Annotated in this window: 29 protein-coding genes; 16 read left to right on the top strand and 13 right to left on the bottom strand. The window is 57.4% G+C overall.

Annotated elements, in window-relative coordinates:
* The first annotated feature begins 24 nt into the window (after nt 1–24).
* Complete coding sequence (locus R0140_RS21505) at nt 25–1,893, top strand: amidohydrolase (RefSeq protein ID WP_117122338.1); 1,869 nt, start codon at nt 25–27, stop codon at nt 1,891–1,893.
* A 59-nt stretch (nt 1,894–1,952) separates the two neighbouring features.
* Here the strand turns inward: R0140_RS21505 and fba are convergent, their stop codons facing one another.
* From fba to R0140_RS21480, 5 genes are all read right to left on the bottom strand, one after another.
* Nucleotides 1,953–2,807: a class II fructose-1,6-bisphosphate aldolase gene (gene fba / locus R0140_RS21500; protein ID WP_162493339.1), complete on the bottom strand. Its 855-nt coding sequence runs from the start codon at nt 2,805–2,807 to the stop codon at nt 1,953–1,955.
* A 35-nt stretch (nt 2,808–2,842) separates the two neighbouring features.
* Complete coding sequence (locus R0140_RS21495; RefSeq protein ID WP_008805365.1) at nt 2,843–3,805, bottom strand: carbohydrate kinase family protein; 963 nt, start codon at nt 3,803–3,805, stop codon at nt 2,843–2,845.
* 65 nt (nt 3,806–3,870) lie between these two features.
* On the bottom strand, nt 3,871–5,262 hold the full coding sequence (locus tag R0140_RS21490; protein WP_012968840.1) for a PTS ascorbate transporter subunit IIC: 1,392 nt from the start codon (nt 5,260–5,262) through the stop codon (nt 3,871–3,873).
* Between the two features lie 20 nt (nt 5,263–5,282).
* Nucleotides 5,283–5,570, bottom strand: coding sequence for a PTS sugar transporter subunit IIB (locus R0140_RS21485; RefSeq protein ID WP_317703892.1), 288 nt, complete (start codon nt 5,568–5,570; stop codon nt 5,283–5,285).
* Nucleotides 5,571–5,575: 5 nt separating this feature from the next.
* Nucleotides 5,576–6,019, bottom strand: coding sequence for a PTS sugar transporter subunit IIA (locus R0140_RS21480; RefSeq protein WP_117122339.1), 444 nt, complete (start codon nt 6,017–6,019; stop codon nt 5,576–5,578).
* A 55-nt stretch (nt 6,020–6,074) separates the two neighbouring features.
* On the opposite strand from R0140_RS21480, the gene R0140_RS21475 reads away from it, so the two are divergent.
* A complete protein-coding gene (locus tag R0140_RS21475) occupies nt 6,075–6,221 on the top strand; it encodes a hypothetical protein (RefSeq protein WP_012542702.1) in 147 nt (48 codons plus the stop codon).
* 144 nt (nt 6,222–6,365) lie between these two features.
* Here the strand turns inward: R0140_RS21475 and R0140_RS21470 are convergent, their stop codons facing one another.
* Nucleotides 6,366–6,968 (bottom strand): peroxiredoxin, encoded by a 603-nt coding sequence (locus tag R0140_RS21470; RefSeq protein ID WP_004178733.1) that lies wholly within the window; start codon nt 6,966–6,968, stop codon nt 6,366–6,368.
* A gap of 127 nt (nt 6,969–7,095) precedes the next feature.
* Nucleotides 7,096–7,677 carry an ACP phosphodiesterase gene (acpH, locus tag R0140_RS21465; protein ID WP_008805369.1) on the bottom strand — a complete coding sequence of 194 codons (582 nt, stop codon included), beginning with the start codon at nt 7,675–7,677 and terminating at the stop codon, nt 7,096–7,098.
* Nucleotides 7,678–7,751: 74 nt separating this feature from the next.
* On the opposite strand from acpH, the gene R0140_RS21460 reads away from it, so the two are divergent.
* From R0140_RS21460 to R0140_RS21425, 8 genes are all read left to right on the top strand, one after another.
* A complete protein-coding gene (locus R0140_RS21460; RefSeq protein ID WP_004218831.1) occupies nt 7,752–7,868 on the top strand; it encodes a hypothetical protein in 117 nt (38 codons plus the stop codon).
* 64 nt (nt 7,869–7,932) lie between these two features.
* Nucleotides 7,933–8,997 carry a tRNA preQ1(34) S-adenosylmethionine ribosyltransferase-isomerase QueA gene (gene queA, locus R0140_RS21455; protein ID WP_002890390.1) on the top strand — a complete coding sequence of 355 codons (1,065 nt, stop codon included), beginning with the start codon at nt 7,933–7,935 and terminating at the stop codon, nt 8,995–8,997.
* A gap of 109 nt (nt 8,998–9,106) precedes the next feature.
* Nucleotides 9,107–10,234, top strand: coding sequence for a tRNA guanosine(34) transglycosylase Tgt (tgt, locus tag R0140_RS21450; RefSeq protein WP_060876171.1), 1,128 nt, complete (start codon nt 9,107–9,109; stop codon nt 10,232–10,234).
* Between the two features lie 22 nt (nt 10,235–10,256).
* Nucleotides 10,257–10,589 carry a preprotein translocase subunit YajC gene (gene yajC, locus R0140_RS21445; protein ID WP_002890398.1) on the top strand — a complete coding sequence of 111 codons (333 nt, stop codon included), beginning with the start codon at nt 10,257–10,259 and terminating at the stop codon, nt 10,587–10,589.
* 26 nt (nt 10,590–10,615) lie between these two features.
* Nucleotides 10,616–12,463: a protein translocase subunit SecD gene (gene secD / locus R0140_RS21440; RefSeq protein WP_008805370.1), complete on the top strand. Its 1,848-nt coding sequence runs from the start codon at nt 10,616–10,618 to the stop codon at nt 12,461–12,463.
* 10 nt (nt 12,464–12,473) lie between these two features.
* Nucleotides 12,474–13,445, top strand: a complete 972-nt coding sequence (gene secF, locus R0140_RS21435) for a protein translocase subunit SecF (RefSeq protein ID WP_008805371.1) — start codon at nt 12,474–12,476, stop codon at nt 13,443–13,445.
* A 137-nt stretch (nt 13,446–13,582) separates the two neighbouring features.
* Nucleotides 13,583–13,948 carry a VOC family protein gene (locus R0140_RS21430; RefSeq protein ID WP_008805372.1) on the top strand — a complete coding sequence of 122 codons (366 nt, stop codon included), beginning with the start codon at nt 13,583–13,585 and terminating at the stop codon, nt 13,946–13,948.
* A gap of 24 nt (nt 13,949–13,972) precedes the next feature.
* Nucleotides 13,973–14,668, top strand: a complete 696-nt coding sequence (locus R0140_RS21425; protein WP_117122340.1) for a helix-turn-helix transcriptional regulator — start codon at nt 13,973–13,975, stop codon at nt 14,666–14,668.
* 42 nt (nt 14,669–14,710) lie between these two features.
* Here R0140_RS21425 and R0140_RS21420 read toward each other — a convergent pair whose 3' ends face one another.
* Together R0140_RS21420 and R0140_RS21415 are read right to left on the bottom strand one after the other, a co-directional pair.
* Nucleotides 14,711–15,595 (bottom strand): nucleoside-specific channel-forming protein Tsx, encoded by an 885-nt coding sequence (locus R0140_RS21420; RefSeq protein WP_004204836.1) that lies wholly within the window; start codon nt 15,593–15,595, stop codon nt 14,711–14,713.
* A 300-nt stretch (nt 15,596–15,895) separates the two neighbouring features.
* Nucleotides 15,896–16,435 carry a SadB/YajI family lipoprotein gene (locus R0140_RS21415; protein WP_008805374.1) on the bottom strand — a complete coding sequence of 180 codons (540 nt, stop codon included), beginning with the start codon at nt 16,433–16,435 and terminating at the stop codon, nt 15,896–15,898.
* Nucleotides 16,436–16,582: 147 nt separating this feature from the next.
* Between R0140_RS21415 and nrdR the strand changes: the two genes are divergently transcribed.
* The 6 genes from nrdR to pgpA all read left to right on the top strand — a co-directional run bounded on the left by nrdR (nt 16,583) and on the right by pgpA (nt 20,677).
* Entirely contained in the window at nt 16,583–17,032 is a 450-nt protein-coding gene (gene nrdR, locus R0140_RS21410; protein WP_002890417.1) for a transcriptional regulator NrdR, read from the top strand.
* Nucleotides 17,033–17,035: 3 nt separating this feature from the next.
* Nucleotides 17,036–18,139, top strand: a complete 1,104-nt coding sequence (gene ribD / locus R0140_RS21405; protein ID WP_008805375.1) for a bifunctional diaminohydroxyphosphoribosylaminopyrimidine deaminase/5-amino-6-(5-phosphoribosylamino)uracil reductase RibD — start codon at nt 17,036–17,038, stop codon at nt 18,137–18,139.
* Nucleotides 18,140–18,226: 87 nt separating this feature from the next.
* Nucleotides 18,227–18,697: a 6,7-dimethyl-8-ribityllumazine synthase gene (ribE, locus tag R0140_RS21400; protein WP_001021161.1), complete on the top strand. Its 471-nt coding sequence runs from the start codon at nt 18,227–18,229 to the stop codon at nt 18,695–18,697.
* A gap of 19 nt (nt 18,698–18,716) precedes the next feature.
* Nucleotides 18,717–19,136, top strand: coding sequence for a transcription antitermination factor NusB (gene nusB, locus R0140_RS21395; protein ID WP_008805376.1), 420 nt, complete (start codon nt 18,717–18,719; stop codon nt 19,134–19,136).
* Between the two features lie 73 nt (nt 19,137–19,209).
* The gene (gene thiL, locus R0140_RS21390; RefSeq protein ID WP_317703891.1) at nt 19,210–20,181 is read left to right on the top strand and encodes a thiamine-phosphate kinase; all 972 of its coding nucleotides are present in this window, start codon (nt 19,210–19,212) and stop codon (nt 20,179–20,181) included.
* Between the two features lie 28 nt (nt 20,182–20,209).
* The gene (pgpA, locus tag R0140_RS21385) at nt 20,210–20,677 is read left to right on the top strand and encodes a phosphatidylglycerophosphatase A (RefSeq protein WP_004204830.1); all 468 of its coding nucleotides are present in this window, start codon (nt 20,210–20,212) and stop codon (nt 20,675–20,677) included.
* A 45-nt stretch (nt 20,678–20,722) separates the two neighbouring features.
* Here the strand turns inward: pgpA and R0140_RS21380 are convergent, their stop codons facing one another.
* From R0140_RS21380 to xseB, 4 genes are read right to left on the bottom strand one after another with little or no spacing between them, the layout of a single operon-like run.
* Nucleotides 20,723–21,697: an aldo/keto reductase gene (locus tag R0140_RS21380; protein WP_016160373.1), complete on the bottom strand. Its 975-nt coding sequence runs from the start codon at nt 21,695–21,697 to the stop codon at nt 20,723–20,725.
* 60 nt (nt 21,698–21,757) lie between these two features.
* The gene (gene dxs, locus R0140_RS21375; protein ID WP_008805380.1) at nt 21,758–23,620 is read right to left on the bottom strand and encodes a 1-deoxy-D-xylulose-5-phosphate synthase; all 1,863 of its coding nucleotides are present in this window, start codon (nt 23,618–23,620) and stop codon (nt 21,758–21,760) included.
* An 18-nt stretch (nt 23,621–23,638) separates the two neighbouring features.
* Nucleotides 23,639–24,538, bottom strand: coding sequence for a (2E,6E)-farnesyl diphosphate synthase (gene ispA, locus R0140_RS21370; RefSeq protein WP_008805381.1), 900 nt, complete (start codon nt 24,536–24,538; stop codon nt 23,639–23,641).
* A 1-nt stretch (nt 24,539) separates the two neighbouring features.
* Nucleotides 24,540–24,782 (bottom strand): exodeoxyribonuclease VII small subunit, encoded by a 243-nt coding sequence (gene xseB / locus R0140_RS21365; RefSeq protein ID WP_002891398.1) that lies wholly within the window; start codon nt 24,780–24,782, stop codon nt 24,540–24,542.
* Nucleotides 24,783–24,798: the final 16 nt, after the last annotated feature.

Here is a 24,798-nt window from a genome sequence, read left to right as displayed (position 1 = left end):
GTCAGCCTCCTCAAGGAGTGCGTTATGTCGCAAACTGCCACACTGATTCTGACCCACGGTCAGATTCATACCCTCGATCGCGCGAATCCCCTGGCGGAAGCCGTGGCCATCGCCGACGGAAAAATTGTTGCTACCGGAAGCCACGATCGGATCATGAGCTTTGCCGCCGAGGGGACGCAAATCGTCGATCTCAAAGGACATACGGTGATCCCGGGCCTCAACGATTCTCACCTGCACCTGATCCGTGGCGGGTTGAACTACAACCTTGAGCTCCGCTGGGAGGGCGTTCCCTCGCTGGCCGATGCCCTGCGAATGCTTAAGGATCAGGCGGATCGCACACCCTCTCCGCAGTGGGTGCGGGTGGTCGGCGGCTGGAGCGAATTTCAGTTCGCTGAGCGGCGGATGCCGACCCTGGAAGAGCTGAACGACGCGGCGCCCGATACGCCGGTGTTTGTGCTGCATCTCTACGATCGCGCGCTGCTGAACCGCGCGGCGCTGAAAGCCGTGGGGTATACCAAAGAGACGCCGGATCCGGTGGGCGGAGAGATCGTCCGCGATAGCCGCGGCAACCCGACCGGGATGCTGATCGCCAAACCGAACGCCATGATCCTTTACGCCACGCTGGCCAAAGGGCCGAAGCTGCCGCTGGATCTGCAGGTGAACTCTACCCGTCAGTTTATGCGCGAGCTGAACCGACTGGGGCTGACCAGCGCCATCGACGCCGGGGGCGGCTTCCAGAACTATCCGGAAGATTACGAAATTATCGAACAGCTGCACGCGAAAGATCAGATGACCGTGCGCATCGCCTACAACCTGTTTACCCAGCGGCCGAAGCAGGAGCTGGAGGATTTCGAACGCTGGACCGATATGCTGAAGCCGGGGCAGGGGACCGACTTCTATCGCGCCAACGGCGCCGGCGAGATGCTGGTGTTCTCGGCGGCGGATTTTGAAGATTTCCTGCAGCCGCGGCCGGATCTGCCGCAAGGCATGGAGGATGAGCTGGAGCGGGTAGTGCGCCATCTGGTGGAACATCGCTGGCCGTTCCGCCTGCATGCCACCTACGACGAGTCCATCAGCCGGATGCTGGACGTGTTTGAGAAGGTGAACCGCGATATCCCGTTTAATGGTCTGCACTGGTTCTTCGATCATGCCGAGACCATTACCGAGCGTAACATTGAGCGGGTGAAGGCGCTGGGGGGCGGTATTGCGGTGCAGCACCGGATGGCCTTCCAGGGCGAATATTTTGTCGATCGCTACGGTAAAGAGGCGGTGAAACATACCCCGCCGGTAGCGAAAATGCTGGAACTGGACGTGCCGGTGGGGCTGGGCACCGATGCCACCCGCGTCGCCAGCTATAACCCGTGGACTGCGCTGTACTGGCTGGTCTCCGGGCGCACCGTTGGCGGGATGGCGATGTATGACGACGACAACCGCCTGCCGCGCGATGTCGCGCTGGAGCTGTGGACGGCGGGCAGCGCCTGGTTCTCCAGCGAGCAGGGCAAGAAAGGCCGTCTGGCCGCCGGTCAGCTTGCCGATCTGGTGGTGCTGTCGAAAGACTACTTCGGCGTCGCGGAGGAGGAGATCAAAGGCATTGAGTCCGTGCTAACGGTGGTTGATGGTAAAGTGGTGTACGCTGCCGGTCACTTTTCGCCGCTGGCGCCGCCGCCCATTCCGGTGCTACCGGAGTGGTCACCGGTGGTGAAGGTCCCGGGCCATTACCGTTCCGCTCCGCCGGCGGCGGCTAAAATCGGCGCCATGGTGCAGATGCACCAGTGCTGCGGCAGCTGCGGCGTTCACGGCCACCAACATGATATTGCGCGCAAGTCGTCGATTCCGGTCTCCGATGAGCAAGCTTTCTGGGGCGTGCTGGGCTGCTCCTGCTTTGCCTTCTGATACCTTGACGCCTCCGCCCCGGCAGCTTCGGGGCGGAGGTTTCAGCCGCAGGCCCGGCGTCAATAGCGCTGCTGTGAGCCAAAAAGCGCCATGCGGCGGGCAATCATCTCGCGTACCGGCTGCAGCCCCTGGGTGATGACTTTCCGCGGATCGTTCACATCGTGCCCGGTATCGGCGGCAAAGATCGCTTTCACCTGCTGGCACCAGGCGTACATGTTTTCGGTATTGACGTTAATCTTGGCGGTGCCGCAGGCAATCGCCCGGCGCATATCCTCATCGGCAATACCGGTGCCGCCATGCAGCACCAGCGGGACCTTCACGCGCTCGGCTATGGCTTTCATCTCAGTAAATCCCAGTCGGGCTTTACCTTTATACAGACCATGGGTGGAACCCAGCGCGGCGGCGAGGCAATCCACCTGCGTTTCTGTCACCAGGGTGTAGCACTCTTCAGGATCGGCGTAAATGACCTCGGAGTTAACGATACCATCTTCACTGCCGGCGATGGTCCCCAGTTCGGCTTCCACGGAGATGCCCTTGCTGTGCGCCAGCGCCACCAGGTGGCGGGTGATGGTCAGGTTTTCCCTGAACGGCAGATGTGAACCATCAAACATAATGGAACTGAAGCCGGCAGCGATCGCGGCTTCGCAGGCCTCCTGGGTAGTGCCGTGATCCAGATGCAGAGCCACCGGAATATCAATATGTAAATAATCTATGGCATTAACCACAATATCATGAATACATTTTAGCCCGAGCATATGCTTAACCGTGCCGCCGGACACGCCCAAAATAACCGGTGAGCGGCACTGCTGGGCGGTGCTTAATACGGCGCCGACCCATTCCAGATTATTAATGTTGAACTGACCGACGGCGTAACCGTTCTTTAGGGCATGCTGAAGCATGTCCTTCATCGACACTAACATATTCACCTCTTGATATGTATTAAACGCAGTTATTCTTCAAAATATTGCTTTAAGTTTCTCTCGTAGCTATTTAGCGAGTGGTGGACGACCGCCAGATCCGGCATCGATTCCCGTACCCCTTTTTTCTCAATAGAAATAGCGGCGGTCAGGCTGGCAAATAAAATAATATTATCTATATGCCACGAATAATGGACGCCATAGGTAAAGGCACCGTGAAAAACATCCCCGGCGCCGGTGGTATCAACGGCATTGCACAGCCAGGACGGGACGATCTGCAGCATACCGCTCTTTAAGAAGGCGCAGCCTTTTTCGCCAAGGGTGATAAACGCCTCGCCGCGGCAAATTTTATTCAGTTCAATCAGGGCCGCTTTAATGTCTGCTTCGGTGCTCAGTGAACGATAGCTCATATAATCGCGGGCAAAATGTTCGCTTACGACAAAATAGTCAGTCCAGGCCGCCAGTTTAATATTGCTGGCACGCAGTGAACCCCCGTCCATCACGACTTTGGCGTGGGGCAGTTTCTTGATTAAATATTCACTGATTTCTGCCTCATGGCCGTCAATTAAAATGGTGACCGGCTCCTCGCTGGCAATCAGCCGCTCGGCGAGGTCGTCCAGTTTGAGCTTTTGATCGTAGGTCAGGGAAGGTGGCGTTTGCATCTTGCGGGTAATAATCGTCCGCGAACCCGTTAAGCGATTGACCAGCACCGAGGCCAGCGGAGTGATCATGTCATCGGAAAAAACCACCTGGCTGGTATCCACGCCCGCTTCGGCAAACTCATCGATAATGCGCTGACCGTAAAGGTCCTGATGCAGATGACCAATGTAATAGACTTCCTCACCCCATAATCCCAGCAGCCATGCCGCATTGGCCGCTGGGCCGCCGCCGCTTTCTATAAAATCATGACAAAAGTTTTTGGTATTCTCCTGAGGCCATTCATTGAGAAAGAAAAACTGATCGAAACAAGCAAATCCAATGGACAAAATAGCCATAACCACTCCTGATTATTGGTCAGCGGCGGGAAGCCTGACCTCCCCGCCGGGAAAAATGACGTCGCTTATTCATTTTTCTGCTTCGCCGTGAGCTCCTCATAGCTGAGCGTATCGCCAACCACCCGTACGTGACGGAAACAGAAAGGCGCCAGCAGCGCGACGAGCAGCACCAGACAAATCAGGTAGATAGTGACCTGGCCAAACTGGGTGAAGGCGTTACCGATAATGATGCCCCATACCGCGAAGTCGAAATCGGCGAAGGTGCTGTTTTCAAACCCGAGGTTGCCGAGCGCCGGCAGCAGCATCGCCGGCAGGAAGGCGAGGAAGATCCCCCCGATAAAGGAGGCGATGATACATCCGCGCTTGCCGCCCAGCTTGTCGGCGAAGACGCCGGACGTGCCGCCGCAGAAGAAGTGCGGCACCATGCCGGGAATAATCAGCGCCATGCCCAGCCCGCCGAGCAAGAGCATCCCGACCAGCCCGCCCACGAAGGAACTGATGAATCCCACCACCACGGCGGTGGGGCTAAAGGTGAAGAATACCGCGCAGTCAACGGCCGGGATGGAGTCCGGGATCAGCTTCTGGCTGATGCCCTGGAATGCCGGCACCAGATCGCCGAGGATCAGCCGCACACCGTTGTACACAATGGCCACGCCAACGGCGAACTGCAGGCCGGTCAGCACCGAGAAGATCAGCATGTTTTGGTCGGTGATGGTGCTCAGGTATGCCGACCCGGCGACAGCGCTGCAGATAAAGTAGATAACAAACATCACGATACCGGTGGTGACGGTGGTATCGCGCAGAAAGCCCCACTTTTCTGAAATTTCGGTATCCGCGAAGGAATTTGCCGGATTGCCGGTCCGGCTGGCGATCCATGCCGAGAGGTAGTAGCCGAGGGAGCCGAAATGACCCATGGCGATCCCACCGTCTTCCGTGACCTGCTTGGTGTAACGCTGACCAATCGCGGGGGAGATGGCCGACCATGACCCCAGCAGGAATCCGCCGATCAGGATCAACATCCAGCCATGGAACTCCGCCGCCTGCAGGACAGCGGAAAACAGGCAGGCGAGGAAGAACGAGTGATGGCCGGTCAGAAAGATATATTTATACTTGGTACAGCGGGCGATAATCAGGTTGAAAATAAAGCCTAACAGCAAAATACTCATGGTTTCCACGCCCAGCATCTTCTGGGCGACGGAGACAATGGCTTCATTGTTTGGAATAACGCCGCGGATATTAAACCCGGCCTCGATAATACCGCCCAGCGGGTTGAGATTGGCAACGATAACGCCTGCGCCAGCGCTCAACATTAAATAGCCTAGAATCGGTTTTAATGTGCCGGTAAGGAGTTTGTTACCGGGGGAGCGCAGCGCCACTAAACCGACAAAAGCAATCAGCCCCATTAAAAAAGCAGGTTGACTGAATATTTCCGCTAAGAAACTAAGAATAGCCTGCATGGTCGTTCCCTCTATGTTAATTAAGAGTGATTCGCCGCAATTTTGGTCAGCGCGTCGGTAATATCCTCGGCGATTTTCGCTTTATGGACATAGCTGCGAATGATGGCGACATGACAGAGGGCTGGAAATTGATTTGCCAGTTCTTTGATCGTGATGTAAAGATCGGCTTTTTCGCCGATGGCGTTAGCAAAATCGACCGAGGCGACGTCTGCTTTGATACCTAATTCTTCACAGATCTTTTTGACATTATTCGCAGCCATCAATGAACTGCCAATACCGTTACCACAAACCGTTCTGATAACTAACATAATGACTACTCCATTTGTTTTTGGATGAAATGTAAGACTGAATTCACGTCATTTTCCTGCTGAAGGAAGGTCACAATATCTGACTCGATCAGCGAGGCTATCAGTTGGATCATTTTGATATGACTGTCAGCGTCCGCGCCGGCGATAGCGATGATCACGGTAACCGGATCGAACTCATCGTGGCCGAAGGAGATTGGGGTGGCGGTGGTGACAAGCGAAAATCCGGTCTGCAATGCCCCTTTTTCCGGCCGGGCGTGCGGCATGGCAAACCCGTCGTCTAAGACGATAGCGGCGCCGAAATCTTCATATACCGTCAGCATCTCGTTGACATATTCGGCGCTGCAAATCTGACGCCTGGCGAGTAATAAACCCGCCAGTTCGATGGCCTCTTCCGCACGGGAAATATTCTGCTTAAGGGCGATTAACGACGGGTCAAAAATAATTTCCATCCTCAGCTCCTGAACGTATTCCTGTTCCTGAGTAAAATCATGACTAAATACATTGATGAAAATGATGGATGAGATCACATCCGGGGTTTTAAATATTGATGGGGATCACATCGACGGCAAAGTACCGGCAGAAAACGATATAAATAATTTATGTATTTTTCAGTGGGTTATGAAGGCTTTGTATTTTGACGCTGAAATTTGACAGAGAAAAAGTGAGAGGTAGGGCGAATTTTTTCGGCAGAAGTGTATCTCTGGTCACAAATATCGGCGGGGCATTTTCTTAAATTTTGACACCGCTAACAAAAAAGGCCCGCCTGAGCGAGCCTTTTATTAAAACGCCTGCCGATTACAGGCTGGAGACGTTTTCGGTCAGGTATTTTGCTACGCCTTCCGGAGAAGCAGCCATACCTTCTTTTCCTTTTTCCCACTGCGCCGGGCAGACTTCGCCGTGCTCTTCGTGGAACTGCAGCGCGTCAACCATACGCAGCATTTCGTCGATGTTACGGCCCAGCGGCAGGTCGTTAACCACCTGGTGGCGTACCACGCCGTTAGCGTCGATCAGGAAAGAGCCGCGCAGCGCTACGCCTTCGTCCGGATGCTCGATACCGTAAGCTTTCTGGATTTCACGTTTGATGTCAGCAACCATCGCGTATTTAACCGGGCCGATACCGCCCTGGTCTACCGGGGTGTTACGCCATGCGTTGTGAACGAACTCGGAGTCGAAGGAAACGCCAACCACTTCCACGCCGCGTTTCTGGAATTCTTCGTAACGTTTGTCGAACGCGATCAGCTCAGACGGGCACACGAAGGTGAAGTCCATCGGCCAGAAGAACAGAACGGTAGGTTTACCGTTGGTGTGCTGTTTGAAATTGAATTTCTCAACGATCTCACCATTACCCAGCACAGCGGCTGCAGTAAAATCCGGCGCTTGACGAGTGACCAGAACCATTTGATTCTCCTGTAATTACTAAGGTTATTTGGAACGCAACGCGGGCAAGTATAGAGCCTGCCCGGCAATAACACAAAGAGGCGCTAACAATCGTTCAGCCAGCTTTTACCTATCAATGATGCAACGATTACAGCTGTTTGTTTTCTGCCAGGCGCATCATCTGCGGATAAAAGCGCCAGAACTGCCCCTCCAGCTGGTCGTAGTGGGTATCCAGATCCTGCCAGGAATCGCGTAGGGCGTCGAGACGCGGACGGCGGCTGGCCATGCCGTTAAGCACGCGCTGAATAAAATCCATCTCCTGATAGCGCTCCAGCCAGCGCTCCGACCACAGGTACTGATTCAGATTGACGAAGCGTGGCGGCGAGTCGGGCAGGATGGGGACGATCTGCTGCTCGGCGTAGCGCACGAACTCGTCCAGCGGCAGGTCAGGGGAGAGCTGCGCCCAGTGCTGCGACAGGAAATGATCCCACATGACATCGAGGGTGATGGGGGCGACGCGACGGGTCTGCGGGCGAAACCACTCCCGCGCCTCTTTGACTTCCGCCAGGTTGTCAGTCATCACGTCAATCCGGCGATGCATATAGATGCCGTCGATGATCTCCGCCGGATAGTCGCCCTGCGGGTTGCCGCGCACAAAATCGGCCATCAGGTTGCCGGGCAGCGAGCTGTCGGCGAGATGGGCGAGGTGCAGGTGGGCGAGAAAATTCATAAAACGACATCCTTTAAATACGAGCGGGCAGGTGGAATCACCGATGTTGCGCTGAACGGCGCCTCGGTGTCCGCATGGCATGCTGCCTGGCTGCGCGCGGCACCTTTGCCACCGGTAAGGCATTCGGTTGCCGCATGGCGGCATTCGGAATGATTTGGAATATAGATTATGTCATTCATCCGGAGGGGTAAAGGTTGCAGGCGGAACGCCCCGGCACTAGACTACCCGCCTCTTTATTCAGTCTGAGTTACCGTCATGCGCGTTACCGATTTTGCTTTTGAACTACCCGAATCTCTGATCGCCCACTATCCGATGCCTGAGCGCAGCAGCTGTCGCCTGCTCTCCCTGGACGGGCCGACGGGCGCGCTGACGCATGGCACCTTCACCGACATCCTCGATAAGCTCAATCCCGGCGATCTGCTGGTGTTTAACAACACCCGGGTGATCCCGGCGCGTCTGTTCGGCCGTAAGGCCAGCGGCGGCAAGATTGAAGTGCTGGTGGAGCGGATGCTGGATGATAAGCGCATCCTGGCCCATATTCGCGCCTCAAAAGCGCCGAAGCCGGGCGCCGAGCTGCTGCTGGGCGATGACGAGAGCATTAAGGCCACGATGCTGGCGCGTCATGGCGCGCTGTTTGAAGTGGAATTTAACGACGAGCGTCCGGTGCTGGAGATCCTCAACGGGATCGGCCATATGCCGCTGCCGCCCTACATTGACCGCCCGGACGAAGACGCTGATCGCGAACTCTATCAAACCGTCTACGGCACCAGGCCGGGCGCGGTAGCCGCACCGACCGCCGGTCTGCACTTCGACGAACCGCTGCTGGACAAACTGCGCGCTAAAGGCGTTGAGATGGCGTTTGTCACCCTGCACGTGGGGGCGGGGACTTTCCAGCCGGTGCGCGTCGACAGCATTGAAGAGCACACCATGCACTCTGAATATGCGGAAGTGCCGCAGGAGGTGGTCGATGCGGTGCTGGCGGCGAAAGCGCGCGGCAACCGCGTGATTGCGGTAGGCACCACCTCGGTACGCTCGCTGGAGAGCGCGGCGCAGGCGGCGAAAGACGCCCTGATCGCGCCGTTCTTCGACGATACGCAGATTTTCATCTACCCGGGTTATCAGTACCAGGTGATCGATGCGCTGGTAACCAACTTCCATCTCCCTGAATCCACACTGATTATGCTGGTGTCGGCGTTTGCGGGTTATCAGCACACCATGAACGCCTATAAGGTGGCGGTGGAGCAGAAATATCGCTTTTTTAGCTACGGGGATGCGATGTTTATCACGTACAATCCGCAGGCTATTTCTGAGCGTCCCTGACAAGGCCGGCCCGCCGGCGTTTTGGACGCCATGACGCATTTTTTAGCCACGGAATCATTCCGTGGCGAGTATGAAAACGTCGGACTGTTTTTCTGACGCAGGAGCAAGCATGAAATTTGAACTGGATACCACCGACGGTCGCGCCCGCCGCGGTCGCCTGGTGTTTGAGCGCGGCGTGGTGGAAACACCGGCCTTTATGCCCGTTGGCACCTACGGCACCGTCAAAGGGATGACGCCGGAAGAAGTGGAAGCCACCGGCGCGCAGATTATTCTCGGCAACACCTTCCACCTGTGGCTGCGCCCGGGTCAGGAGATCATGAAGCTGCATGGCGATCTGCACGATTTTATGCAGTGGAAAGGACCGATCCTTACCGACTCCGGCGGCTTCCAGGTGTTCAGCCTTGGCGATATCCGTAAGATCACCGAGCAGGGCGTCCATTTCCGCAACCCGATCAACGGCGATCCTATTTTCCTCGATCCGGAAAAATCGATGGAGATTCAATACGATCTCGGTTCCGACATCGTGATGATCTTCGACGAATGTACGCCGTACCCGGCAGACTGGGATTACGCCAAGCGCTCGATGGAAATGTCTCTGCGCTGGGCCAGGCGCAGCCGTGACCGTTTCGATAGCCTTGGCAATAAAAATGCGCTGTTCGGCATCATTCAGGGCAGCGTTTACGAAGATTTACGTGATATCTCGGTGAAAGGTCTGGTAGAGATTGGCTTTGATGGCTACGCTGTCGGCGGTTTGGCGGTCGGTGAGCCGAAGGAAGACATGCACCGTATTCTGGAGCACGTCTGCCCGCAGATCCCGGCCGATAAACCACGATACCTGATGGGCGTCGGGAAGCCGGAAGATCTGGTGGAAGGGGTACGTCGCGGTATCGATATGTTCGACTGCGTCATGCCGACGCGCAACGCGCGTAACGGCCACCTGTTCGTCACCGACGGCGTGGTGAAAATCCGCAACGCGAAGCACAAAAGCGATACCGCACCGCTGGACGCCGAGTGTGATTGCTATACATGTCGCAATTATTCACGCGCTTACTTGCATCACCTCGACCGTTGCAACGAAATATTGGGCGCGCGTCTCAATACTATTCATAACCTGCGCTACTATCAGCGTTTAATGGCTGGTTTACGCAAGGCTATCGAAGAGGGTAAATTAGAGAGCTTCGTGACCGATTTTTACCAACGTCAGGGGCGCACCGTGCCTCCTTTGAACGTTGATTAATTTTAATAATGAGGGAATTTCAATGAGCTTTTTTATTTCTGATGCGGTAGCGGCAACGGGTGCACCGGCGCAGGGCAGCCCGATGTCTCTGATTCTGATGCTGGTGGTGTTCGGTCTGATTTTTTACTTCATGATCCTGCGCCCACAGCAGAAGCGCACCAAGGAACACAAGAACCTGATGAACTCCATCGCCAAAGGTGATGAAGTGCTGACCAACGGCGGTCTGGTCGGTCGCGTGACCAAAGTAGCGGAAACTGGCTACATTGCTATCGCGCTGAACGATACCACTGAAGTGGTTATCAAACGTGACTTCGTTGCTGCCGTTCTGCCGAAAGGCACCATGAAGGCGCTGTAATCTAACTTTTCCCAAAGGGAACTGCCGTGTTAAACCGTTATCCTTTGTGGAAGTACGTCATGCTGGTCGTCGTCATTGTCGTCGGCCTGATCTATGCGCTTCCCAACCTGTATGGTGAGGATCCGGCTGTTCAAATCACTGGCGCGCGCGGCGTCGCCGCCAGTGAGCAAACGCTGATCCAGGTCCAGAAAACTTTACAAGAAGAAAAAATAACCGCGAAGTCTGTGGCACTGGAAGAGGGCGCTATTCTTGCGCGCTTCGACACCACTGATACCCAGCTGCGTGCGCGTGAAGCGCTGCTTACCGTGCTGGGTGACAAATACGTCGTGGCGCTAAACCTTGCTCCGGCAACCCCACGCTGGCTGGCGGCACTCTATGCCGAGCCAATGAAGCTGGGTCTTGATCTGCGCGGCGGCGTGCACTTCCTGATGGAAGTCGACATGGACACCGCGTTAGGCAAACTGCAGGAACAGAACATCGACAGCCTGCGCAGCGAACTGCGTGACAAAGGCATTCCTTACGCGACCGTGCGCAAGGAAGACAACTATGGTCTGAGCATCGTCTTCCGCGACAGCGCGGCGCGCGACCAGGCTATCTCTTATCTCAGCCCTCGCCATCGCGATCTGGTTATTTCCTCTCAGGGTGACAACAGCCTGAAAGCGGTGATGACCGATGAGCGCCTGAAAGAAGCCCGTGAGTACGCGGTTCAGCAGAACATTAACATTCTGCGTAACCGTGTGAACCAGCTGGGCGTCGCCGAACCGCTGGTTCAGCGTCAGGGTGCTGACCGCATCGTGGTTGAGCTGCCGGGTATCCAGGATACCGCGCGGGCGAAAGAGATCCTTGGCGCAACCGCGACCCTCGAGTTCCGTCTGGTCAATACCAACGTGGACCAGTCCGCCGCTGCCTCTGGCCGCGTGCCGGGCGACTCGGAAGTGAAAGAGACGCGTGAAGGCCAGCCGGTGGTGCTGTACAAGCGAGTGATCCTGACCGGTGACCATATCACCGACTCGACCTCCAGCATGGATGAGTACAACCAGCCGCAGGTCAACATCTCGCTGGACAGCGCGGGCGGTAATATCATGTCTAACTTCACCAAGGACAATATCGGTAAGCCGATGGCGACCCTGTTCGTGGAGTATAAAGACAGCGGTAAGAAAGACGCTAACGGTCGCGCTATCCTGGCGAAAGAGGAAGAGGTGATTAACATCGCCAACATCCAGTCGCGTCTGGGTAACAGCTTCCGTATCACCGGTATCAGCAACCCGAACGAAGCACGCCAGCTGTCGCTGCTGCTGCGTGCCGGTGCGCTGATTGCCCCGATTCAGATCGTCGAAGAGCGGACTATCGGCCCAACCCTTGGTATGCAGAACATCAAGCAGGGTCTGGAAGCCTGTCTGGCCGGCCTGGTGGTCTCTATCCTGTTCATGATCCTCTTCTATAAGAAGTTCGGTCTGATTGCGACCTCGGCGCTGATTGCCAACCTGGTGCTGATTGTCGGCATTATGTCCCTGATCCCGGGGGCGACGCTGACCATGCCGGGCATCGCGGGTATCGTGTTAACCCTTGCGGTGGCGGTCGATGCTAACGTTCTGATCAACGAGCGTATCAAAGAAGAGCTGAGCAACGGGCGTACCGTTCAGCAGGCGATTGACGAAGGTTATCGCGGCGCGTTCAGCTCGATCTTCGACGCCAACGTGACGACGCTTATCAAAGTGATCATCCTGTACGCGGTCGGTACCGGTGCCATTAAAGGGTTTGCGATTACCACCGGTATCGGTATCGCGACCTCAATGTTTACCGCTATCGTCGGCACCCGTGCCATCGTGAACCTGCTGTACGGCGGCAAGCGCGTTAAAAAGCTGTCTATCTGAGGAGTGCGTTGTGGCACAGGAATATACTGTTGAACAATTGAACCACGGCCGTAAAGTCTGGGACTTTATGCGCTGGGACTACTGGGCCTTCGGCATTTCAGGTTTTCTGCTGATTGTGTCGATCGCCATCATCGGCGTCCGCGGCTTTAACTGGGGGCTCGATTTCACCGGCGGTACGGTGATCGAGATTACCCTTGAGAAGCCGGTCGATCTGGACCAGATGCGCGACTCCCTGCAGAAAGCGGGCTTTGAAGAGCCGCAGGTGCAGAACTTTGGCAGCAGCCGCGACATCATGGTACGTATGCCGCCGGTGCATGACGCCAACGTCAGCCAGGAACTGGGCAGCAAGGTCGTGACGGTGATTAACGAATCGACCAGCCAGAATGCGGCGGTGAAGCGAATTGAGTTTGTCGGCCCGAGCGTCGGCGCGGACCTCGCGCAAACTGGCGCCCTGGCGCTGATTGCCGCGCTGGTCTGTATCCTGATCTACGTCGGCTTCCGCTTCGAATGGCGTCTGGCTGCCGGGGTGGTTATCGCCCTGGCGCACGATGTGGTGATCACCATGGGCGTACTGTCGCTGTTCCATATCGAGATCGACCTGACCATTGTGGCCTCGTTGATGTCGGTTATCGGCTACTCGCTGAACGACAGTATTGTGGTATCGGACCGTATCCGTGAAAACTTCCGTAAGATCCGCCGCGGTACGCCGTACGAGATCTTCAACGTGTCGTTGACCCAGACGCTGCACCGTACCTTGATCACCTCCGGGACCACCCTGATGGTGATCCTGATGCTGTTCCTGTTCGGCGGCCCGATTCTGGAAGGCTTCTCGCTGACCATGCTGATCGGTGTCTCCATCGGTACGGCTTCCTCTATCTACGTCGCCTCTGCGCTGGCGTTGAAACTGGGTATGAAGCGCGAGCATCTGCTGCAGCAGAAGGTCGAAAAAGAAGGGGCGGACCAGCCGTCTATTCTGCCGTAATCCGGTTCAGTTGAGATAAAGCCATCCCGGCCCAGGCGGCCGGGATTTTTTTTGTCCGCGATAAAACCTGCTGACAGTATGCTGTCAGGAGCCCTCCCATACACTCCTTCTGAACTCACTAACGAGCAGGAGGAAGTATGAATAACGTGATTAACTGGTTTGAAATTCCGGTCGTCGATATGGATCGCGCCGTCGCGTTTTATGAGCCGGTGATGCAGGTGACGCTGCGTCGCGAAACCATGGACTGCGCCGAGCTGGCGGTGTTCCCGCATCAGGATCCGGCCCCTGGCGGCGCGTTGGCCAAATTTGAGGGTATCGCCCCTTCAGCGCAGGGCGCTATTATTTACCTGCATACAGACCATCTTGCCGCCACCCTGGACCGCATTGCCTCGGCGGGTGGGGCGTGTGTTTTCGGGCCGCTGACGCTGCCGAATGATATTGGCACCATCGCGCTGTTTACTGACAGCGAGGGCAACCGCGTCGGCCTGCACCAGCCGGCTTAACCTAAACGTTTTGTGAAGTGAGACATGACCCGACGCGCCGACCGTTTATTTCAGATTGTGCAGATCCTGCGCGGCAGGCGGCTCACTACCGCCGCGCTGCTGGCGGAGCGGTTGGGCGTGTCGGAGCGCACCGTGTATCGCGATATTCGCGATCTCTCCCTCTCCGGCGTGCCGGTGGAGGGCGAGGCGGGGAGTGGTTATCGCCTGCTGGCGGGCTACGATCTGCCGCCGCTGATGCTGACCACCAAAGAATCCGAAGCGCTGATCGCCGCGATTCGGTTGCTGAAAACCTGGGGCGGTGAGGCGCTGTCGCAATCGCTGGAATCCGCCCAGGAGAAGATGCTGGCGATCCTGCCGGAGGCGCGCCGGCGCCAGGCGGAGCAGACCCGCCTGTTTGCCCCCGATCTCGGCGCCCATCGTTATGCCAAAACCTATTTTGACGTCATTCATCAGGCGGTCTCCGGCCAGCAGGTGCTGCAGTTGCGCTATCAGGATGAGTCTGGCCGGGTAACCGAGCGCGACGTGCTGCCGCTGGGGCTGTTTTTCTGGGGGGGGCGCTGGCTGCTGGTGGCCTGGTGCGAGCTGCGTAATGATTATCGTAACTTTCGCCTCGACCGTTGTCTGGCGGTCAGGGCGACCGAGCGTCGATTCAGCGAGTGTGCCGATCGCTCGTTAAGCGATTTTCTGCGCAAAGTGCGGTGCGACGTGTGGGAGAAATAAAAACGCCCGGCTGGCCCGGGCGCTGTCTTGCTGTATCCGCAATTAGAAGTTGTAACCTACCACGAAGTAACCACCCCAGCCGGTCGAGCGGACGCTGAAATCGCCATCGCCGAAGTTCAGCTTGGCATCGTCAGCCCACTGGCCGCCGTTATGGAAGTAACGGGCCACCACCGAGTAGTGCCAGTGCGCGTAGTTCAACGCCAGGATGTGGCTGGAGGCGATGGAGTTGCTGGTGCGCGCGTGCTTCCCGTTTAGATCGTAGAAGTTGTCATCGCCGAGATCAGAACCCCAGTCGAAGTTGGTGAAACCGATGTAGCTCAGCGAGCCGCCCCACAGGTCGGTCAGCGGCACGAAGTATTTCACTTTGAAGCGGTAGCCGTCCCACTCGTTTTCGTTGGACGCGCCGTAGTTCTGCCACTGGTATTTGGCGTAGACGTTCAGTGACAGGCTCATCGGCAGGCCGGTATCGATATCGGTACCCAGACCCATATACCAGGTGCTCTGCTCCTGAGAGTCGTTACGGCCCATATCGTAGATATAGTTGTTCGCGAAGTACCACTCTTTGAACGGCCCGAAGCTCAGATCGGTATTGGTCAGCTTATCGATAGAGAAACGCGGTTCGATCTCCATAAACAGCGGCGAGCCGTTGTTCCAGATACCTTTTGCCGTGCTGTTGCCGCCGAAGAATACCGGGGCATCGATATAGCCGTAGAAATCAAACCAGTCTTTTTTGGCGAACGCTTCATATTCAAGGTAGGTATCGTTACGGATCTGCGGTCCAAAACGGGTGTGGTAGCTGCCCACCACGTTAACACTCTGGTGCCACCAGTCAGACAGGTACTGCGGTTTATCGTTTTCTGCCGCGCCCGCAGTAAAAGAAGTGGAGAGCGCCACAACCGCACCCGCTGCCAGTAATGTTTTTTTCATAGTAATGCCACTGTTTAAATTGAGCCTGAAGGCGTTAAAAGAAGTGCCGAAGCGTTTCTAAATATTTCGTCTTTCTGTGGGGGTCTATTATAGGAATCATTGCTCACAAAAATACGTGTTGTTTCACATAACCAGAACATGCGTAATCGATTGCGTTCACGATTCTATGCATTTCTTGACAAAATGCTACTGAAAATCGCCATACAGAACGATTTCTAATGAACCCTTGTGAAAAGTTGTAAGTGGATAAGAAAGACGGAGCTGGAGGTAGCCGGGCGGGGCAGGGCCCGGCGTGAAGATTTACTGTGCGGCGGCGGGCTGGATATCGTGGACGCGAATAAAACCGACTTTGTCGGGCGTCACGTTCAGACGCAACGGGATATCCACATCGCTGGGGGCGAGGATGCTGGCCGGGGCGCTAATCAGCTGATCCTGAACATTGACTTCCTGATAGCTGTGGGTGGTGCCGGTGATCTGCCCGGAGGCGACGGTGGCGGTAAAGGCCGGCAGCGGATCGTTGGATTCACCCTGAATGCGTAAAGTCAGGCGTGACCCGTCGCCGTCCGGCGTAATGCTGCCCACCGACATGCGCAGGGTGCCGATCTGGCTCTCCAGCCGCGCCGGGGTTTTGGCCTCCGGCAGCAGATAGACGCCGCGGGTGGATTTGGCGTTCAGCGCGTTTTGTTGGGTGATTTTGATCGTTTGCTGATTGAGCTGGGTCATCTCCTGGCTCAGGGTACTCACGCTCTGGTGCATCTGGCGGATTTCGCTTTGCTGGGCGCAGGCGGTCAGGGTAAACAGGCTGCCCGCGATGGCGAGTTTCAGGTAACGTCTTGTCATGGTCAGGATTCCGTTTGCAGAGGATGCTTAATGGTAGCCAAACCGCCTGCCTCTCTCATAGATCCTTTGTCTCAAAAGCTCTTTCTTTGTAGTCAGGTCACTTCGCGGTAAACTACCCTTCAGTTTAACTACCTGTCAGGACGCGCTATGCATTGCCCTTTCTGTTTCGCCGTGGATACCAAAGTGATCGACTCTCGTCTGGTGGGGGAAGGCTCTTCCGTGCGTCGCCGTCGGCAGTGCCTGGTCTGTAATGAACGCTTTACCACCTTCGAAGTGGCGGAGCTGGTGATGCCCCGGGTGGTGAAGAGTAACGATGTGCGTGAACCCTTCAACGAAGACAAGCTGCGCAGCGGGATGCTGAAAGCGCTGGAGAAACGTCCGGTTAGCGCCGATGACGTGGAAATGGCGGTCAACCATATCAAAACCCATCTGCGCGGCACCGGCGAGCGCGAAGTGGCCAGCAAAATGATTGGCAATCTGGTGATGGAGCAGCTGAAAAAGCTGGATAAAGTCGCCTATATTCGCTTTGCGTCGGTCTATCGCAGCTTTGAAGACATCAAAGAATTCGGCGAAGAGATCGCCCGCTTACAGGACTAAGCCATGCAGGACGAAATGTACATGGCGCGAGCGCTGAAGCTTGCCGCGCGCGGACGCTTTACCACCCATCCTAACCCTAATGTCGGCTGCGTCATTGTGAAAGACGGCGAAATCGTCGGCGAGGGCTTTCACTATCGCGCCGGCGAGCCGCATGCTGAAGTGCACGCGCTCCGCATGGCCGGCGAAAAGGCGCAGGGCGCCACCGCCTACGTCACCCTTGAGCCCTGCAGCCACCATGGCCGTACGCCGCCGTGCTGCGATGCGTTGATCGCCGCCGGCGTTAGCCGCGTGGTCGCTGCGATGCAAGACCCAAACCCGCAGGTGGCGGGGCGCGGTCTGTATCGTCTGCAGCAGGCCGGTATTGACGTCAGCCACGGGCTGATGATGAACGAAGCGGAAGCGCTGAATAAGGGCTTCCTGAAGCGGATGCGCACCGGTTTTCCCTGGGTGCAGCTGAAGCTGGGCGCCTCGCTGGACGGCCGCACGGCGATGGCCAGCGGTGAAAGCCAGTGGATCACCTCCCCGCAGGCGCGACGCGACGTGCAGCGTCTGCGCGCCCAAAGTCATGCCATCCTCACCAGCAGCGCCACCGTGCTGGCGGACGATCCTGCGCTGACCGTGCGCTGGCAGGAGCTGAGCGCGGATACTCAGGCGCTGTATCCCGAAGAGAATTTGCGCCAACCGCTGCGCGTCGTCATCGACAGTCAGAACCGCGTCACGCCTGAGCACCGTATTGTGCAGCAGGCAGGAGAAACGCTGTTTGCCCGCCTGCGTGCGGATGAGCGCCAGTGGCCGGAAAGCGTTCGTACGCTGCTGGTGCCGGAATATAACGGCCATCTCGATCTGGTGTTGCTGATGATGCTGCTTGGCAAACAGCAGGTGAACAGCGTCTGGGTGGAGGCGGGAGCGACGCTTGCCGGGGCGCTGCTGCAGGCTGGCCTTGTCGACGAGCTTATCGTCTATATTGCGCCTAAACTGTTAGGCAATGCGGCGCGTGGATTATGCGCGCTGCCGGGGCTTGAAGAACTGAGCCAGGCACCCCATTTCAAATTCAATGAGATACGTCAGGTTGGCCCGGATGTCTGCCTGCATTTAACCACTGCGTGAGGCTTTCCTGATTATTAGGAAGCAGCGCTCAGAATAATATGATAAAATCCGCCCCCCTTGCGGGGCACATGAACCCGAAGGAAGAGTATGAACATTATTGAAGCTAACGTTGCTACCCCGGACGCTCGCGTCGCCATCACCATTGCGCGTTTCAACAACTTTATCAATGACAGCCTGCTGGAAGGTGCGATTGACGCCCTGAAACGCATTGGTCAGGTAAAAGATGAAAACATCACCGTTGTTTGGGTTCCAGGCGCGTATGAGCTGCCGCTGGCGGCTGGCGCACTGGCGAAAACCGGTAAATATGACGCGGTGATCGCGCTGGGTACGGTGATCCGCGGCGGTACTGCCCACTTTGAATATGTGGCTGGCGGTGCCAGCAATGGCCTGGCGCATGTCGCTCAGGACAGCGAAATCCCGGTAGCCTTTGGTGTTCTGACCACTGAAAGTATTGAACAAGCCATCGAGCGCGCTGGCACCAAAGCCGGTAACAAAGGCGCAGAAGCTGCGCTGACCGCGCTGGAAATGATTAACGTATTGAAAGCCATCAAGGCCTGATTTTTGTAAGGGGAATTCCGTGAAACCTGCTGCTCGTCGCCGCGCCCGTGAGTGTGCCGTCCAGGCGCTCTACTCCTGGCAGTTGTCCCACAACGACATCGCTGATGTCGAATACCAGTTCCTGGCGGAACAGGACGTAAAAGATGTAGATGTTCTGTATTTCCGTGAACTGCTGTCCGGAGTGGCGACTAACAGCGCGTACCTCGACGGCCTGATGAAGCCCTACCTGTCCCGTCAGCTGGAAGAGCTGGGCCAGGTGGAAAAAGCGGTGCTGCGTATCGCGCTGTTTGAGCTGTCCAAACGTGACGACGTACCGTATAAAGTGGCCATCAATGAAGCTATCGAACTGGCGAAAACCTTCGGCGCTGAAGATAGCCATAAGTTCGTCAACGGCGTGCTGGACAAAGCGGCTCCGGTAATTCGTCCCCGCAAAAAGTAAACGCCAGGCCGGGCTTTGCAGGATCTGATCCCGCGAACCCGGCCTTATTTTTTTCTTTGCTGAGGCATAACGTATGGCATGCGGCGAATTTTCCCTGATTGCCCGTTATTTTGATCGCGTTAAAAGCGCCCGCCTTGATGTTGAAACCGGCATCGGCGATGACTGCGCGCTCCTGAATATCCCCGAGAAAAAAACGCTGGCAATCAGCACCGACACCCTGGTGGCGGACAATCACTTCTTACCCGATATCGACCCTGCCGACCTCGCTTATAAAGCGCTGGCGGTGAACCTGAGCGACCTCGCGGCGATGGGCGCGGAACCGGCGTGGCTCACGCTGGCGCTGACTTTGCCAGAGGTGGATGAAACCTGGCTGGAAGCCTTTAGCGACAGCCTGTTTGTCCAGCTGGACTATTACGATATGCAGCTGATTGGCGGTGATACCACCCGTGGCCCGCTCGCCATGACGCTGGGTATTCACGGCTTTGTGCCGCCAGGGCGCGCCATGAAACGCGCTGGCGCGAAGCCAGGAGACTGGATCTATGTCACCGGCACCCCGGGAGACAGCGCCGCCGGCCTGGCGGTGCTGCAGAACCGGCTGACGGTGGATGAACCGTCTGACGCCGACTACCTGCTGGCTCGTCATCTGCGCCCGATGCCGCGCGTGCTGCAGGGTCAGGCGCTGCGTGACCTGGCGACATCGGCTATCGATCTTTCCGACGGCCTGATCTCCGATCTGGGCCATATTCTTAAAGCCAGCGGCTGCGGCGCGCGCATCGATCTCGATGCCATGCCGTATTCCGACGCGATACTGCGCCAGGTGGAGCCCGAGCAGGCGCTGCGCTGGGCGCTCGCCGGCGGGGAAGATTACGAACTGTGCTTTACCGTACCGGAGCTGAACCGCGGGGCGCTGGACGTGGCCCTTGGCCATCTTGGCGCGCGTTTTACCTGTATCGGACAGATTGCGCCGGAGAGCGAAGGGCTGCAATTTATCCGCGATGGTAAGCCGGTCGCGCTTGATTTAAAGGGATACGATCACTTTGCGTAGTCGAGACGAGGCGTTACGCCGCCTGAGCATGCGTAACCCGTGGCATCTGCTGGCGACTGGCTTTGGCAGCGGCTTAAGCCCGGTGGTGCCGGGGACGATGGGGTCGCTGGCGGCGATCCCGTTCTGGTATCTGATGACCTTTCTCCCCTGGCAGCTCTACTCGCTGGTGGTGATGATGAGCATCTGTATTGGCGTCTATCTGTGCCATCGCACGGCCAAAGATATGGGCACCCATGACCACGGCAGTATAGTCTGGGATGAGTTTGTCGGGATGTGGATCACCCTGATGGCGTTGCCGACCCTGGACTGGCAGTGGGTGGCCGCTGGCTTCGTGATTTTCCGTATCTTCGATATGTGGAAGCCGTGGCCGATTCGCTGGTTTGACCGCAATATCCACGGCGGAATGGGGATTATGGTCGACGATATCGTCGCCGGCGTGATCTCGGCCGGCGTGCTGTATGTCATTGGCCATCACTGGCCCATCGGTCTGCTTTAATCGTCTCTCCCCGGTAGCATCATGCTGCCGGGGAAACCACACTTGTTACTTAAATCCCACCACCGGATGCGGCTGATACGGCGCCTCCAGCTTGTCGATCTGTTCCGGAGAAAGCGTCAAATCCACCGCCTGCAGCAGGTCGTCGAGCTGTTCCTGACGCGAGGGACCGATAATCGGCGCGGCAACGCCAGGTTTACTTAACAGCCAGGCGAGGGCGACCTGGGCGCGGCTGGCGTCGAGTTCTTCCGCCACGTCCGCGAGATTCCCGGCGATCTGCGCGTCGTTTTCTTCGCTGGTGCTGTAAAGCGTTTTGCCGAACTCATCCGAAACCAGCCGGGCGGTGGTCTCTCCCCAGGGGCGGGTCAGTCTGCCGCGCGCCAGCGGGCTCCACGGGATCACCGCCACGCCGTTGTGCTGACACAGTGGCAGCATCTCATTCTCTTCTTCCCGGTATATCAGATTGTAGTGATCCTGCATGGTGACAAAGCGCGCCCAGCCGTTCTGCTGCTGGAGCGCCAGCGCCTGGGCAAATTGTCGGGCATGCATGGACGAGGCGCCGATATAGCGCGCTTTGCCGGCTTTCACCACCTCGTCCAGCGCTTCGAGGGTCTCTTCAATCGGGGTGGTATAGTCCCAGCGGTGGATCTGCAGCAGGTCGACATAGTCCATCCCAAGACGGCGCAGGCTGTCGTCGATGGAGCGCAGGATCTGCGCCCGGGAAAGCCCTTCCGCCAGATCGCCGACCTGGTGATACACTTTGGTGGCGACAACCACCTCATCACGGCGGGCAAAGTCGCGCAGGGCGCGGCCAACGATCTCTTCACTGCTGCCGTCGGAGTAGCTGTTTGCGGTATCGAAGAAGTTGATGCCGCCTTCAATGGCGTGCTGGATAAGCGGGCGGCTGCTCTCTTCCGGAAGCGTCCAGGCGTGTCTGCCGCGGTCCGGCTCGCCGAAGGTCATGCAGCCGAGGCAGAGTCGGGAAACCCGTAAGGCAGTATCACCGAGGGGGATATAGTGCATAGTGCGCTCCTGCTATTCATCAAGGGTATCCCTTAAGCATAGCAGGAGCGGAAGGGGCAATTATGCCAGCCAGTCGCGGATTTTGGCTTCAATACCGGCGGCATCAAGGCCGAGGTCGGCGCGGATCTCTTCCTGAGTGCCCTGAGGAATAAAATAATCCGGCAGGCCAATATTGAGCACCGGTACCGCCCGGCGATGGGCCATCAGCACTTCGTTCACGCCGCTGCCGGCGCCGCCCATGATGGCGTTCTCTTCCAGCGTCACCAGCGCGTCGTGTTCGCCGGCCAGCTGCAGGATCAGCGCCGTATCCAGCGGCTTCACAAAGCGCATATCCACGAGGGTCGCGTTGAGTTTATCCGCTACCGCCGCGGCTTCCGGCAGCAGGGTGCCAAAGTTGAGGATCGCTATTTTCTCGCCCTGACGTTTCACCATCCCTTTGCCGATCGGCAGCGATGCCAGCGGCTCGAGCGTCGCGCCGGTGCCGCTACCGCGCGGATAGCGCACGGCGCAGGGGCCGTCGCTGTAATGGTAGCCGGTATGCAGCATCTGGCGACATTCATTTTCATCGCTCGGGGTCATCACCACCATATCCGGAATACAGCGCAGGAAGGAGAGATCGAACGCTCCCTGATGCGTCTGGCCGTCTGCGCCGACAATCCCGGCACGGTCGATAGCAAACAGCACCGGCAGCTTCTGGATAGCCACATCGTGGATCACCTGATCGTAGGCTCGCTGCAGGAAGGTGGAGTAGATCGCCACCACCGGCTTGTAGTCGCCAATCGCCAGCCCGGCGGCGAAGGTGACCGCATGCTGCTCGGCAATGGCGACGTCAAAGTACTGATCGGGGAATTTCTTCGAAAACTCCACCATCCCTGAACCTTCGCGCATCGCCGGCGTGATCGCCATCAGCTTGCTGTCTTTGGCCGCCGTTTCGCACAGCCAGTCGCCGAAGATTTTCGAGTAGGAAGGGAGACCGCCGCTGCTTTTGGGCAGTACGCCGCTGGTATGGTCGAATTTTGGCACCGCATGGAAGGTGATCGGGTCTTTCTCGGCAGGCTCATAGCCGCGGCCCTTTTTGGTCATAATATGCAGGAACTGCGGGCCTTTCAGGTCGCGCATGTTCTTCAGCGTGCTGACCAGACCGAGCACATCGTGGCCATCGACCGGCCCGATGTAGTTAAAGCCCAGCTCTTCAAACAGCGTGCCCGGCACCACCATCCCTTTGATATGTTCTTCGGTTCGTTTAAGCAGTTCTTTAATCGGCGGCACCCCGGAGAAGACCTTTTTACCCCCTTCGCGCAGGGTGGAGTAGAGCTTGCCGGAGAGCAGCTGCGCCAGATGATTGTTCAGCGCGCCAACGTTCTCGGAAATCGACATTTCATTGTCATTCAGCACCACCAGCAGGTCGGGTTTGATATCCCCGGCGTGGTTCATCGCTTCAAACGCCATGCCGGCGGTGATCGCCCCGTCGCCAATCACGCACACTGCGCGCCGCTGCTTATCCTCTTTCGCGGCGGCGATAGCCACCCCGATACCGGCGGAAATGGAGGTCGAGGAGTGGCCGACGCTCAGCACGTCATACTCGCTTTCACCGCGCCACGGGAAGGGGTGCAGGCCGCCTTTCTGGCGAATGGTGCCGATTTTGTCCCGGCGGCCGGTCAGAATTTTATGCGGGTAGGCCTGATGGCCGACGTCCCAGATCAGGCGATCGAACGGCGTGTTATACACGTAGTGCAGCGCCACGGTCAGTTCCACCGTGCCGAGGCCAGAGGCAAAGTGACCGCTGGAGCGGCTGACGCTGTCCAGCAGATAGCGCCGCAGCTCATCACACAGCTTCGGCAGGCTCTCTTTTGGCAACAGGCGCAACTCCTGGGTGGAATCTACCAGCGCCAGGGTCGGGTATTTGGCAATATCAAAACTCATCAGAGACTCATTTATTGTTTATTTATCGCGCTGAATAATGTAATTCGCGAGCGCTTCCAGTGCCGAAGTATCCAGAGATTGTGCGGCCAGCTCATCTAACGACCGGCGGGCATCAGCGATCAGGTCGTGCGCTTTCTTCCGGGCTTGCTCAAGACCCAGGAGGGCGGGATAGGTGCTTTTACCCAATTGCTGGTCGGCACCCTGACGTTTGCCAAGGGTCGCAGTATCCCCTACCACGTCGAGAATGTCATCCTGGACCTGGAAGGCAAGACCGATATTTTCCGCATAGCGATCCAGCGCGGGCAGGGCAGCGCGGCCGCGTTCGCCGGCGCTCAGCGCCCCCATCCGGACGGCGGCGCGGATCAACGCCCCCGTTTTGTGGCGATGGATACGCTCCAGCGCCTGCAGATCCACCTGCTGTCCTTCCGCCTCCAGATCCAGCGCCTGGCCGCCGCACATACCCGCCACGCCGCTGGCCTGCGCCAGTTCGGAGACCATCGCCAGCCGGTCCCGATCAGAGACGTCGGCCATCGGCGCATCACTCAGTATAGAGAACGCCAGCGTTTGCAGGGCATCTCCCGCAAGAATTGCGTTGGCTTCGCCAAATTTAATATGACAGGTCGGCAGTCCGCGACGCAGATCGTCATCATCCATCGCCGGCAAATCATCATGCATCAGGGAATAAGCATGAATACATTCGACCGCCGCGGCGGGGGCATCGAGCGTGGTGCGGCTGACGCCGAACATCGCGCCGGTGGCATAGACAAGGAAGGGGCGCAGGCGTTTACCGCCTAAGAGTGCGCCATAATGCATCGCTTCCACCAGCGGAGTGTTCTGAAAGGGCTGCGGCGCGATAAAACGGCGCAATGCCCCATTAGCCTGTTCCACACAGGCCTGCAATTGTTGCGGGAAATCCATTTTATTCAGCGTCCGGCGTAAAAGGCGTGGTCGGGGAATCTTCACTATCCGCCAGCAGGATCTGCACGCGCTGTTCGGCCTTCTGCAGCTGACTTTGCCCCTGGCGCGCCAGCTGTACGCCGCGCTCAAATTCGCTTAGCGCTTCCTCTAACGGCAAATCGCCGCTTTCCAGACGGTTAACGATCTGCTCCAGTTCGCCCAGAGCAGTTTCAAAGCTGGCCGGGGCCTCATTTTTCTTTGGCATAGTGAATGTAGACTCT

It is taken from the genome of Klebsiella sp. w6, from assembly GCF_033100215.1.
Taxonomy (GTDB): domain Bacteria; phylum Pseudomonadota; class Gammaproteobacteria; order Enterobacterales; family Enterobacteriaceae; genus Klebsiella; species Klebsiella variicola.
This window is presented reverse-complemented; position numbering and strand designations above follow the sequence as displayed.